This window comes from Rhizobium sp. BG4 (assembly GCF_016864575.1).
In the GTDB taxonomy this organism is placed as follows: domain Bacteria; phylum Pseudomonadota; class Alphaproteobacteria; order Rhizobiales; family Rhizobiaceae; genus Rhizobium.
This window is the reverse complement of record NZ_CP044125.1, coordinates 875,162-887,162: the sequence shown is the minus strand read 5'-3', so window position 1 is coordinate 887,162 and position 12,001 is coordinate 875,162. Positions and strand designations below refer to the sequence as shown.

General features: G+C 64.2%; 16 protein-coding genes. 7 read left to right on the top strand and 9 right to left on the bottom strand.

The annotated features are described in order from the left end of the window. The first annotated feature begins 19 nt into the window (after positions 1–19). Complete coding sequence (locus F2982_RS04715; protein ID WP_203429404.1) at positions 20–637, top strand: metalloregulator ArsR/SmtB family transcription factor; 618 nt, start codon at positions 20–22, stop codon at positions 635–637. On the opposite strand, the gene F2982_RS04710 is transcribed toward F2982_RS04715, so the two are convergent. Then, the gene (locus tag F2982_RS04710) at positions 634–1,845 is read right to left on the bottom strand and encodes an MFS transporter (protein ID WP_203429403.1); all 1,212 of its coding nucleotides are present in this window, start codon (positions 1,843–1,845) and stop codon (positions 634–636) included. The two genes, F2982_RS04715 and F2982_RS04710, sit on opposite strands and share 4 nt — an antisense overlap. 162 nt (positions 1,846–2,007) lie before the next feature. On the opposite strand from F2982_RS04710, the gene F2982_RS04705 reads away from it, so the two are divergent. Further along, a complete protein-coding gene (locus F2982_RS04705; protein WP_203429402.1) occupies positions 2,008–2,766 on the top strand; it encodes an alpha/beta fold hydrolase in 759 nt (252 codons plus the stop codon). A 2-nt stretch (positions 2,767–2,768) separates the two neighbouring features. On the opposite strand, the gene F2982_RS04700 is transcribed toward F2982_RS04705, so the two are convergent. From F2982_RS04700 to F2982_RS04685, 3 genes are all read right to left on the bottom strand, one after another. After that, positions 2,769–3,506 (bottom strand): DUF3750 domain-containing protein, encoded by a 738-nt coding sequence (locus F2982_RS04700; protein ID WP_203429401.1) that lies wholly within the window; start codon positions 3,504–3,506, stop codon positions 2,769–2,771. 69 nt (positions 3,507–3,575) lie between these two features. Beyond that, complete coding sequence (locus F2982_RS04695; RefSeq protein ID WP_203429400.1) at positions 3,576–3,728, bottom strand: hypothetical protein; 153 nt, start codon at positions 3,726–3,728, stop codon at positions 3,576–3,578. A gap of 167 nt (positions 3,729–3,895) precedes the next feature. After that, the gene (locus F2982_RS04685; protein WP_112719249.1) at positions 3,896–4,174 is read right to left on the bottom strand and encodes a ribbon-helix-helix protein, CopG family; all 279 of its coding nucleotides are present in this window, start codon (positions 4,172–4,174) and stop codon (positions 3,896–3,898) included. Between the two features lie 127 nt (positions 4,175–4,301). On the opposite strand from F2982_RS04685, the gene F2982_RS04680 reads away from it, so the two are divergent. Continuing rightward, positions 4,302–5,306 carry an asparaginase gene (locus tag F2982_RS04680; protein ID WP_203429398.1) on the top strand — a complete coding sequence of 335 codons (1,005 nt, stop codon included), beginning with the start codon at positions 4,302–4,304 and terminating at the stop codon, positions 5,304–5,306. A 149-nt stretch (positions 5,307–5,455) separates the two neighbouring features. Continuing rightward, positions 5,456–6,205: a hypothetical protein gene (locus F2982_RS04675; RefSeq protein ID WP_203429397.1), complete on the top strand. Its 750-nt coding sequence runs from the start codon at positions 5,456–5,458 to the stop codon at positions 6,203–6,205. On the opposite strand, the gene F2982_RS04670 is transcribed toward F2982_RS04675, so the two are convergent. Further along, positions 6,180–6,935 carry a DeoR/GlpR family DNA-binding transcription regulator gene (locus F2982_RS04670; protein ID WP_203429396.1) on the bottom strand — a complete coding sequence of 252 codons (756 nt, stop codon included), beginning with the start codon at positions 6,933–6,935 and terminating at the stop codon, positions 6,180–6,182. The genes F2982_RS04675 and F2982_RS04670 overlap by 26 nt on opposite strands. 120 nt (positions 6,936–7,055) lie before the next feature. Here F2982_RS04670 and F2982_RS04665 point away from each other — a divergent pair, with 120 nt between their 5' ends. Further along, a complete protein-coding gene (locus F2982_RS04665; RefSeq protein WP_203429395.1) occupies positions 7,056–7,421 on the top strand; it encodes a DUF4406 domain-containing protein in 366 nt (121 codons plus the stop codon). A 149-nt stretch (positions 7,422–7,570) separates the two neighbouring features. Further along, positions 7,571–8,191 (top strand): glutathione S-transferase N-terminal domain-containing protein, encoded by a 621-nt coding sequence (locus F2982_RS04660; protein ID WP_203429394.1) that lies wholly within the window; start codon positions 7,571–7,573, stop codon positions 8,189–8,191. On the opposite strand, the gene F2982_RS04655 is transcribed toward F2982_RS04660, so the two are convergent. Beyond that, the gene (locus F2982_RS04655) at positions 8,188–8,541 is read right to left on the bottom strand and encodes an MmcQ/YjbR family DNA-binding protein (protein WP_203429393.1); all 354 of its coding nucleotides are present in this window, start codon (positions 8,539–8,541) and stop codon (positions 8,188–8,190) included. The two genes, F2982_RS04660 and F2982_RS04655, sit on opposite strands and share 4 nt — an antisense overlap. Positions 8,542–8,676: 135 nt before the next feature. After that, the gene (locus F2982_RS04650; RefSeq protein ID WP_203429392.1) at positions 8,677–8,856 is read right to left on the bottom strand and encodes a hypothetical protein; all 180 of its coding nucleotides are present in this window, start codon (positions 8,854–8,856) and stop codon (positions 8,677–8,679) included. A 156-nt stretch (positions 8,857–9,012) separates the two neighbouring features. Between F2982_RS04650 and F2982_RS04645 the strand changes: the two genes are divergently transcribed. Next, complete coding sequence (locus tag F2982_RS04645) at positions 9,013–9,909, top strand: LysR substrate-binding domain-containing protein (protein ID WP_203429391.1); 897 nt, start codon at positions 9,013–9,015, stop codon at positions 9,907–9,909. On the opposite strand, the gene F2982_RS04640 is transcribed toward F2982_RS04645, so the two are convergent. After that, a complete protein-coding gene (locus F2982_RS04640) occupies positions 9,910–10,569 on the bottom strand; it encodes a glutathione S-transferase family protein (RefSeq protein WP_203429390.1) in 660 nt (219 codons plus the stop codon). It abuts the gene before it with no gap. A 98-nt stretch (positions 10,570–10,667) separates the two neighbouring features. Then, complete coding sequence (locus tag F2982_RS04635; protein ID WP_203429389.1) at positions 10,668–11,993, bottom strand: TIGR03808 family TAT-translocated repetitive protein; 1,326 nt, start codon at positions 11,991–11,993, stop codon at positions 10,668–10,670. Between the last annotated feature and the right edge of the window lie 8 nt (positions 11,994–12,001).

Sequence of the window (12,001 nt, the reverse complement as noted above, 5' to 3'; positions counted from 1 at the left end):
TCTGAACTTGGAAAAATAAATGCGCCAATCGCCTGCCAACCGTATCCTGCTTCTGCTGAAGACCGAAGGCCCGCAATTGGGCGCCGATGTCGGCGGCCATCTCGGCATCTCTGCCGAGGCGGCCCGCCAGCAGCTGACGAAGCTCGCCGAAGAGGGCCTTGCCGAACCGGTGACGGAGCAGGGCGCCGGCCGCGGCCGCCCGAAACAGCTCTGGCAGCTGACCGCCGCAGGCCACCAGACCTTTCCCGACGGCCATGCCGAACTCACCGCCGGCCTGCTCTCGATCATCACGGCGCAGCTCGGCCCAGCCGCCCTCGACGCCGTCATCGCCGCCCGCGAAACGGAAACCCTTGCCCGCTACCGGCAGGACGTCTCGGCCGCAGCACTGTCCGAGCGCGTCAGACAGCTCGCCGCTGTCAGAAGCCGCGAGGGCTACATGGCCGATTGCTGGCGGGAGGAAGACGGCTCCTTCATGCTCGTCGAAAACCACTGCCCGATCTGTGCCGCCGCCAGTGTCTGCGCCGGCTTCTGCCGCTCGGAGATCGAGACCTTCCGCAGCGTGCTCGGCGCTGATGTCGAGCGCTCCGAACACATCCTGCTCGGCGCCCGCCGCTGCGCCTACCGGATCAGCGCCTAGGCAGGGCTCAGCTGCCGCTTGCTGCTTTCGAGGAACAGCAGGAAGCCGATTGCGCCCAGACCGGCGAATGCTGCGATCTGCGCCGTTCCCGAATAATCCGTCAGCGTCGTGCCGATCGCGAAGATCGTCGCCGCCACGCCGTTGCTGATGAAGACGCTGACCGAGATCAGCGAACTGCCGAGCCCCGGCCGGTCGGCGATCAGGTCCTGCAGATAGGTGATGGGAACGCTGAGGATCGCCGCGGCGCCGCAGGCATTGATCCCCACCAGCGCGTAGATGTGCCAGGGCGCCGAGGCAAAACCCGCAAGTGTCAGGTAGAGGCAGTAGATCAGGCTGCCGGCAGCGAGGATATGCACGTTGCGGAAGCGCTTCTGCAGCGTCCCCCACATCATCATGAACGGCATTTCCAGAAAAGCCGTCAGCCCCGCCATGAAGCCGACATCGACGACGGTACCTCCCGCCGGATGGGTGATGATCAGCGGCGACAGCATGGTGTTCAGCCGCTGCAATCCGAGCAGCAGCGACATGGCGATGATCCGCTTCAGGATATAGGGCTGCAGGATGCGCTTCAGCGACGGCAGGAAACCCGGCGCCTCCGAGAGCGGCCCGGAAGATTTCGGCGTCTTCCCGGCAAAGAAGAAATAAAGAAGGAAGCAGGTGAGGCTCGCCGCCCCGGCAATCCCATAGGCCGGCGTCATCGACTGCGCGGTCGCCAGATAAAGCCCGATCACCCCCGGCGCCAGCGCCCAAGATCCCGAATAGAGCGCCCGCACCGTCGACGAGATCGACCCCGCCAAACCCCGGTCCATCCGGTTGGTCGTGGCGCGGATGCTGGCAAACAGGATCGAATAGGTCGAGTTGCTCATCGGGATCAGCAGGAGCACGCAGAGAACGAAGACCGGCGCCGTGTGAAAGATGAAGACCGAGCCGAAGCCCACCATGCCGCAGACCGAAAGCATCAGCACCAGCGGCCGCCTGTCGGCCATCCGGTCCGACCAGATCCCCAGCGTCAGGCTGGTCGCGACATTCGCAAGCGCCGAGAAGAACACCAGCGCCGAATAGGCACCGTCGCTCATGCCGAGCTCGTTGATGCCGATGATCGACTGATAGGGCAGCGTCGAGGCATAGGTGAAGGCGAGCGCAACCAGCGTGATCGCCGGAATGCGGATTTTCGGTTCGCGGATGATGACGGAGAAGGCAGATGGCATGAACGTGATTCCCGATGCGCTACCTGTAGTCCCGCGAGGCGCGATCGGAAAACGATAGTTTGTGATGGGGATGTCAATTCGTGTGATGGGGTGCGACGGCGCGTGATTGCCGACTCGCGAAAGCGACGCTACTTTTGCGCGCACTCATCAAGCGGAGCCTTCATGCCCAGGATAACGCGGCATCTGATCGACCGGGGAGACGGGGCAACCGTCGAGCTCATCCAGGCGCAACCGGCAAATCCGGTGCCGAAAGGCGCACTGCTTTTCGTCCACGGCAATCAGGGCGGCAGCCTGATCGGCGCCAGCGAAGCTGCCGATTCCGGCATGCTCGCCCGCTTCTCGTCGAGACTGGATATCACGGCGGCCGCCGTCTCCCAGCCGGGCTTCGGCGCATCGGACGGCCCGCCTGATTTCTGCGGCCCGAAGACCCAGCAGGCAATCATTGCCGCCCTGTCATTTCTCCGCCAGCAACCCACCGTCGATCCACATCGCATCGTGCTCTACGGCCACAGCCGCGGTGCCGTCGCATCGGCCATGGCCGCAGCCCAAGTCGATGATCTGCGGGCCATCATCCTCTCCGGCGGCGTCTATGATTTGAAAGCCGCTTTTGACACCGCATGGCCGGGTCTGCGTCAGGCGATCGAGCGCGAAGCCGGCCTGTCGGAAGACGCCTTCCGCGCCCGCTCGGCGCTCCATCACGCCCACAAATTCCAGGCGGAAACATTGCTGCTGCATGGAAGGCATGACGACCGCGCCTCCGTCACACAGGCAGAAATGTTCTCCGAGGCGCTGTCAGACGCGGGTGTTCCGGTCGAGCTCCGCATCTTCGATTGCGGCCACAACATCCCGTCGGATCATTCGCGAGATGTCCTGCGCTCCTTCTTGGGGCAGGTGTTCAATCCCGCCGTGACGCTGCACTGAGATCAAATCCCCACCCGCCCGAATGCCGGGATCTTCACGCCCGGATTGGCGATGTCGATGCCGGCGACCAGCCCCATGAAATGCACCTCGAAGCCGCTGCGCGCCCCCGCGGCAAAGCCGATCAGGCCGTAGAGCGTCGCATGCATGTCGCGACCATCGGGGTCGATCTCGAAGAAACGGCCATCGGTGAGGAAATCGCGCCCGACGGCATCGGGCGGCAGGACGGTGCCGAGTTCGGGCACGGTGCGCAGCACATGGGCGACGAAGCTGTTGGAGTTCGGTCCCGGATAGATGCGGTAGTCACCGGTCGCCGCATAGGGATAGGACTGGATCGCCGCTTCGACCCTGGGGATCAGCGCCTGCGCCTCCGGTCCCTTCAGCGCCCGCACGATATGGGGCGTATTCGAATACCAGTAGGCATCCGGCTGATAGTTGTTGCGGCGGATCGGCGAGCCCCAGCCGACCTTGTCATAGCGGTTATAGGCAGTGTCTCCCGCACCCTTGGTAACGATCCAGGAATGGCTGGCGACGGCACCCTTCATCCCGCCCGTCGAGGCGGAGAGAATGTAGATCGCCGCCTCGCTGTCGGCATCCGGCTTTGGCAGCACGCCCGCCGACGTCCACTTCGCCTCGCGCCAGCTCTGCGGCCGCTCCTTCAGCGCCCACCACCCGGCAGCCGCGATCGCCGGCAGCAGATAGATGACCGCGATTGCCAGAAACAGCCTCTTGAAAAACCGCATGAACGCCAAAGCCCCTCAACCAGCGCCGATAGGATGATATTCCCGATCATGATGGCGCAATTGCGCCCGTCATGAGGCATCCGGCGGGCGTTTGATTTCGGTGAGGTTCAGCGGATATCGCCGCGCGCTGTAGACCCGCAGGATCCAGATGATGCCGCCGCGCTGTGTATAGGGAATGATGAAGCCGTAGCGGGGCTCGATCAGCTCGCGAATGTCAGGCATGGCGGTCGGGCGCCGGCATCCAGATGGTCGGTCAGCTTGCGGATGCAGCGGGAAAGGGCGGCCGCAACGCTTCTGTGTCCTTGCGGGCTGCGTGGGCCAAGCCACTGCTTGAGGTCGTCGAGATCTGCGAGCGCTTGGCGGCTGAAGCGAAGCTCCATGCCGGGAAATCAGCGGACGGGACGAAGGGCCGGGCGCGGAAGCTCGCGTTCCGTGCCCCAGCTGTCGAGCCACTTCAGGACGTCGTCTCCGTCATGGCCGCCATCGCCGATGCCATCAAGAGCCTCCTGCATGTCCTGCTGCCAGCGTGCCGTGTTGGCGATATAGCTCTCCACCGCCTCGGTCACGAGTTCGGCCTGCGAACGGCCGGTGCTGGCTGCAAGCGAGGCGACCTTGCTCTCCAGCTCTTCCGGCAGTTCGACGGCAATCCGGTGTTGTGGTTTCGGCATCGGAAATTCCTTGTTGCAGGGACGCTACCACAGCGCTGGGCCGCTTGCAGCATGGTTTTGACTGAGCGGTTGGCAAGGCTCCGGCAAATGGCTATTGCTCTCGAAACACCAGCCGCAGGAATCCCCCATGTCCAATCCCGTTACCGTCGAAGTCACCCGTGGTTCGCTCGTCGAAAGCCGTCATCGCGGCATGGTGGTTGCTGTCGATGGGGACGGCAAGGTGGTCTTTTCGCTGGGTGATGCCGATGCGGCGGTGTTTCCGCGCTCGGCCTGCAAGGCGATGCAGGCGCTGCCGCTGGTCGAAAGCGGCGCGGCGGATGCCTTTGGTTTCGGCAACAGCGAATTGTCGCTCGCCTGCTCCTCGCATTACGGCGAGGATGCGCATGTCGAGCTCGCCGCCTCGATGCTGGCGCGCGCCGGGCGTGACGAGAGCGCGCTCGAATGCGGCACCCACTGGTCGGGCAACCAGGCGACCCTGATCCATCAAGCCCGGACGATCGACAAGCCGAATGCGCTTCACAACAATTGCTCCGGCAAGCATTCCGGCTTCGTCTGCACCTGCGTCCATCAGGGCATCGATACCAAGGGCTATGTCGGCTACGACCATCCGCTGCAGCGGGAAATCCGCGGCACGATGGAAAGCCTGACGGGCGCCGTGCTCGCCCATGACAATTGCGGGGTCGACGGCTGCGCCATCCCGACCTATGCCGTACCGCTGAGGCGCCTGGCGCATGGCTTTGCCAAGATGACGACCGGCAATGGCCTTGAGCCGCTGCGCGCCCGCGCCTCGAAGCGGCTGATGGAAGCCTGTATGGCCGAGCCCTTCTATGTCTCCGGCACCGGCGGCACCTGCACGGCGCTGATGCAGATCGCCCCCGGCAAGATCTTCGCCAAGACCGGTGCCGAAGGCGTCTTCTGCGCCACGCTTCCGGAGCAGGGGATTGCTGTCGCACTGAAATGCGAAGACGGCACGACGCGCGCCGCCGAAGCCATGGTTGCCGCCACACTCGCCCGCTTTTTCGAAAAGGGCGGCGAAACGCATGCGGCATTGATGGCGCTCGCCACCCGTCCGATTCACAATCGCAATGGCGCAGTGGTGGGCGAGGTGCGCGCCACGGCTGCGTTTTCCTAACGACTCGTACCGTTGCGGCACATAAGCTTTACAAAAATCAGCAAACACTAATATGGATTAAACCAATTCCGGCGGCTGCGCGTGCGGCCGCCGGAATTTGTCCTACATTGGCGCGAGGTTCCACTCCTTCTATGCCATGAGGGCAGGATATGTTTGCAGGCCGCTATCTCTGGTGGATGCTGATCGCAGTCGCGGTCTTCCTGTTCTTTTCCATGTGTTTCGATTACGTCACCTGGGCGATCGTCGCCATGTCCGGCTGCGCCGAAGTGGCCGGTTCCTGCGGGCCGATCGTGCTCACCATGTCGGGCGCGATGAAGCCGGCCGGCATGGGGCTTGCGAGCCTGATCATGGTGGTCTGCACCGTGGCGCGGCTGCGCTATCTCAAGGCCGGATGGGCATGGGCCGCCGCGGCGCTGCTCTGGTTCTATGCCTCGGCGGGTTTCCCGGGCATCCTCGCGGCCGGCTGGACAGGCATGCTGCGGCCGGAAATGGTCGCCGAAAGTCTGCCTGGGGCGTTCCTGTTCATCAATGTCCTCTGCGCCTATCTGGCAATCCCGTTCGAGGAAGGGCGCACCGTGCCTTTCGGGGAATGGCTCTGGCTCAAGGGGCTGCTCTGGTTCTGCGCCGCCTATGGCGCGCTGACGGCACTGGCGCAAACACCGGGCTTCGCCGCCGCGCCCGCCCGCCTGATCGGCATGCCCTGGATTGTATCCTCGATCGCCGGCCTTCAGGCGCCGCTGGAAAATGCCCTCGATCTCGGAACCGGCAGCATGGTGCCCGCCTATGCGGTGCTCGGCCTCTTCGCCGCCGGCCTGGCCGCAACGCTGCTGCCACAGGACCTGGCGCTGCTGCGGGAACGGCTGCTCGAACCCTTCATGCCACGAGGATCGCGCCGTTGAGCACCCGGTAGGGAGAAAGCCGCGCCTCCGCAATCCCCTCCGGCACGATCAGCCCGGAAACCTCACCAATACCGAGAACCGGACAGGGCGAGGCGAGATCGAGCTTCTCCTCCGTCAGCAGCACATAGGTCTCGACGGCGCAGCGGGCGATATGCCGCTTGATCGCCGCCTCCTCGAAATCCCCGGTCGACAACCCGTGAACCGGGTGCGCGGCGGTAACGCCGAGAAAGAAGATGTCTGGCCTGAGTTGCGAAATCGCGCTCATCGCCGCCGCCCCCGTCGCCACCATCGAATGCTTGTAGAGCCGCCCGCCGGTCAGGATCACCTCGGCGGTCGGATGATGCTCCAGTTCGGCCGCGATCGTCGGGCTGTGGGTGGCGACGATGAAGGCGATGTCGCGCGGCAGCCGCCGGGCAATCTCCGCCGTCGTCGTGCCACCGTCGAGAAAGATCAGCTGCCCCGCCTTCACCATTCCCGCTGCCAGCGCACCCAGCCGCTGCTTGGCATCTGATGTGACGGCGCGACGCGCGGAAAAATCCGGCAAATCCGGCGAGACCGGAAGCGCCCCGCCATGCACACGCTTCAGCAAGCCCTCGGCCGCCATCTCCCGGAGGTCGCGGCGGATCGTATCCTCCGACAGCGAGAAGTCTTCGGCAACGCGCTTGGCCACCACCTGGCCGTCGCGGCGCAGGATGTCGAGGATCAGGGATTTACGTTGTGTGGTCAGCATGGTCCTGCACGGAAATTTACGATACCTCACGATATTGCCTGAAATGACTCGACAAGCAAGTAAGTTCGCGCATTATCGTGAGATCCCGTGCATGAGGCCGGGAGTTGTGGAGTTTTGATCATGTTGATTTTGATTGCCGGTCCCTACCGGTCTGGCACGGGCGACGACCCGGCAAAGATGGCTGCCAACCTGAAGCGGCTGGAAGAGCCGTCCTACGCGCTGTTCCGGGCAGGCCATGTGCCGATGATCGGCGAATGGGTGGCGCTGCCGGTCTGGCATGCCGCGGGCGGTCAGACGATCGGCGACGCCCTGCACGAGGAAATTTTCTACCCCGTCGCCCACCGCCTGCTGGAACTCTGCGAGGGCGTGCTGCGCCTGCCGGGTGACTCCAAGGGCGCCGACAACGACGTCCGCATCGCCCGCGAACGCGGCATCCCGGTCTGGCACCGGCTGGAAGATGTGCCGGGGTGTGCGGTGGCGGCGTAAGGGCTCGCACAGCTCCCTCATCTCTGTGCCCTTAGGGCTATGCCCACGGGATGTCGCAGAGATGAGGGAGCGTCGGGGCTGCGTCCGATTTCCTCATGGCAGCCGCTTCGCCGCCACGCTATACGTCTCCCCAAAACAGGGAGACGATCATGCTGACATTGTATTTCGCCCAGGGAACATGCGCGCTCGCGAGCCTGATCGCGCTGGAGGAGGCGGGTCTCGCCTATGAGCCGAAGAAGCTCAGCATCAAGGACAACGAGCAGCGTGCGGCCGACTATCTGGCGATCAATCCGAAGGGCCGCGTCCCCGCGCTGGTCACCGATCGCGGTGTGCTGACGGAAACCATCGCCATCCTCGCCTATATCGCCCAGACCGTGCCGCAGGCAAAGCTCGCGCCGCTCGACGACCCCTTCGAATTCGCCCGCCTGCAGGCCTTCAACAGCTATCTCTCCTCCACCGTGCATGTGAATCACGCCCATAGCCGCCGCGGCGCCCGCTGGGCCAATGATCCCGCCGCGATCGCCGACATGAGCGCCAAGGTGCCGCAGACCATGGGCGAGAGTTTTGAGATGATCGAGAACAAGATGTTCGCCGGCCCCTGGGCCATGGGCGAGCAGTATACCGTCGCCGACGGCTATCTCTTCACCATGACCAAGTGGCTCCCCGGCGATGGCGTCGACATGGCCCGCTTCCCTAAGGTCGCGGCCCATTATGCCCGCATGCTGGAACGCCCGGCCGTCAAGGCGGCATTGGCGAAAGACCAGGCCTAAGCCCGGTAGGTCGCCGCCAGCTTCTTCGGCGCCCGGAACAGCCAGGCATTGACGAGCCGCCCGCGCAGCTCGTCATCGCCGATCGCCGCCGCCCTGACCGGCAGCGACGGCCAGCCCTTGTAGTGATCCGTCTGGAAATAGATCCCCGGCGCCATCTCGATCAGCTGTTCCTTGTCCGGAATGGCGATCGACAGCACCAGCGTCTCGTCGTTCTTCACCGAAACAAACGCCTTGCCGCCAACCTTCAGCGCCGGATTGCCATAGGTCGTGCTCTGCTCGACGCCGGGCAGCCCGGCTTCCTCGGCAAGCCGGATCAGGCGGGTGAAGATGCTGTCCATTGTTTCGGGCATGGCGTTGTTCTCCCTCATTTCGGCGTGGGAGAGTCTATCACGGTGAACGCATCTCGCGGACCGATAACTTGGCGCCCGCGGCCCCCTCATCCGACCCTTCGAGGGGGCTCCGGGTGAGAGCGCCACCGTGTCAGCTCACGCGCACCGCGCCAGCCGCGCCACCTCAAACCGCGTCGGCTTCGGCTTCGGAAAACCCAGCGGCAAATCGGCGATCTCCCGTTGCGACATCGCCGCAATCTCGCAATGCGCCAGCGGATCATCAGGCGCTACTGGAGCCGAAACCAGTTTATTCCAGAAAAACTTCAGAAGCGACATGGTAATCCTCGCTTTCCTCGCAAAACGGAACGGCAGCGCGGCAACGTTCAAAGCCCCGCATAAAGTTGGTTCCGGTCGATCTTGATGCCTGAAATATCGCGCTCCCCACACTCGTTTTCAATTGAGATTACGCGGCGCCCACTATAGAAAACCTATATGCGAAACCTGAACTCCGTCCATCTGAACGGCCTGCGGGCGCTGGAAGCGGTTGGCCGTCTCGGCTCGTTGCAGTTGGCGGCCGATGAGCTCGGCGTATCCGTCGGCGCCGTCAGCCAGCAGGTCATCAAGGCCGAGGCGCAGCTGGAGCGGGCGATCTTCGAGCGTATGCCGAAGGGCATGGTGGTCACCGAAGCCGGGGCGGCGGTTCTGGCGGCGCTGAGCGAGGGCATGGCGCGTCTCTCGGAAGCCGTGTCGATGGCGCAGAAGAAGGATGAGACGACGCTGACGATTTCGGTGGCGCCGGTCTTTGCGGCGCGCTGGCTGGTCTATCGGCTCGATCGTTTTGCCGAGCATTTCCCCGATATCAATCTGCGCATCGATGCCACGACCAGGCTCGTCAATCCGGCGGCCTCCGATGTCGATCTCGGCATCCGCGTCGGCAGCGGCCAGTGGCCGGGCGTCAGGGCGGAGCTGCTGTTGCAGCAGGAGGTCTTTCCCGTCTGCGCGCCGCGCGTCGCCGAAGGGCTCCGGGAGCCGCGGGATATCCTGAAACTCCCCGCCATCATCGACGGCAAGGCGATGTTTTCATGGGAAGTCTGGATGCGCGAGGCCGGCCTGTCGGGCTCGACGCTGACGACGCGGCATGTGTTCAACGACGCCTCGCTCTGTCTCGATGCGGCGATCGCCGGGCAGGGGGTGATGCTCGCCTGGCAGACGCTGGCGGGTTATTCGCTGCAGGCCGGCCAGCTCGTGGCGCCCTTCGGCATCCGCGCCAGAACCGGCTTCGGCCATTATTTCATCACTGCGGAAGGCACGCGCGAGCCGAAGAAGGTCCGCGCGTTCAAGGAGTGGATCCGTTTCGAGATGAAGGAAACGGAAGCGCTGTTTGCCTGATCAGCTGGGCTCGGCGGCGCGGCCGGCCTGCATCTTCAGGTAAGCCGGGCGCGACTGGCAGCGCTTGATCCAGGCGTCGATATGCGGCCGTGCGGTAAACAGCGCTTCTTCCGTCTGCGCGTAACGCAGCACTTCCGCGATGTTGAGGTCGGCGGCGGTGAAGCGGTCGGTGGCGATCCATTCATTCCTGGACAGATGCTGCTCCAGCACGTCGAGCGGCCGTTTCAGCTGGCGGGCGGCAACGGCGATCACCGACTTGCCGCCTTCGGTATTCTCAAGCCCATTGTCATAGGTCTTGACGATCTGGATCGTCTGCACTTCGACTTCCGATGTTGCCCAGATCGACCACATGCTGATCAGCGCCTCTTCCTGCAGCGTCCTCGGCGCCAGCGCCCCGCCATGCTTCTTGGCGAGATACTGGGTGATCGCCAGCGACTCGTGCATGACGAACCCGTCGTCTTCGATGCTCGGGATCATCGCCATCGGATTGACGTCGAGGAACTCGGGCGAGCGCGTGTGGAGCGGCGTGCCGGCCGCAGCCGGATCGGCGATCCGGAAGACCTGCAGAACCGGGACATATTCGAACGGAATGCCGAGCTCCTCGGCCATCCAGTAGACGCGCGAGGCGCGGGAGCGGTAAACGCCGTAGATCTTCAGCATGTCGGTATCCCCTCTGGTTTCGCGCGGACCCTATAAACGCCGCTGCCTGCGGAAAAGTGGCTGTGGCTGATGGACCGATGAAAGCTTTTGATATGTCGTCAGATGATGCGGTTTCGCTCGATCTGCAGATGCGGAAAGGCCTCCGCGCCCGCCTTCGCGAGCTCGCCGGTCTGCCTCTTCTCCCAGGCATAGCCGAAGACCGCGCCATCCTTCATCGCCTCGAAGACATTGTCTGCAATGATCGCGGTTCCCGCCCCGTCGGCAACCGAAACGGCGCAGCCGACGGCCGATTGCCGGATGACGTTTCCGGTGACCACAAGATTGCGCAGATAGGGACCCCAGCCGAGCTGCAGCGCCCAGTAAGGCGCGCCTTCGATGACGTTGCCGGAGATCACCGTATCGGCTTCCGCGGCAATGCCGGTGCCGAAGGCGACGTCGGGCTTGTAGGGTCCGTTGAGCTTCAGATTGCGCACGACGTTGCCGGTTATGCTGACGAGACGGCCGCCCTCGTTGAAATTGGCAATCGAGATGCCGTTCGCGGCACCGTCGACGAGGTTTCCGGAGACCACAGCGCCCTGAAACGCAAACTCGACATAGATCGCCGTTTCGCCGGAGCGCAGGCATTGATTGGCGCTGATCTGCACGTTGTCGCCGGAATTCGCGCGGATGGCGGTGAAGGCACAGTCGGAAATATGGTTGTTGGCAACCATCACGCCGCCGGCGCGGAACACGTTGATGCCATTGCCGTTTTCACCGGTTCCGCCGTCATCGGCGCGAATGCGGGTGATGCGGTTTCCGGTGACGACGCTGTTGTCCTCGCCCTTCTCCGAGCGGTGCACCAGGATGCCGCCATTGCCGCAGTCGGCCACGGTGTTGCCGTCGATCGTCAGTCCCGCCGAATTGACGGCGAAGATGCCCGCCTGTCCGGCGCCGGAAAAGCGCGAGCGCTCCACCCGCCCGGCACAGCGCTCCAGCCTCAGGCCGTGCTTGGTGCCGCCGCGGATCTCGCAATTGTCGATCGAGAGTGCGCCGATCCCCGTCAGCTGCAGAAGCCCGCCGTTCAGATCCTCCGCCGTGCCGCCGCCGCTTTCGATCGTGATGCCAGAAAGCTCGATCCGCCGCGCCCCTTCGGCAGAGTTCAGCGGCCCGGTATGGACGATGCGCGACGCGCCGGGAACGCCGGTGATCCTTGTGCGGTCGGGCAGCACGAGATTGGTCGCCTTGTAGGTTCCGGGCGGCAGGTAAAGCGGCGTATCGCTGCCGGTCGCCGTGTCGATCATCGCCTGCAGGTCGCTCTTCTTCATGCTGGAGGCATCGAGCGCGCCGCGCAGCGCCGGCGGCTTGCTGGCCGAAAGGGCAGGGCGCGCAAAGGGGAGGGCCGCCGCCGTAGCAAGCAGTGCAAGTATAGCCCGGCGTTCAACCATGCGGCATC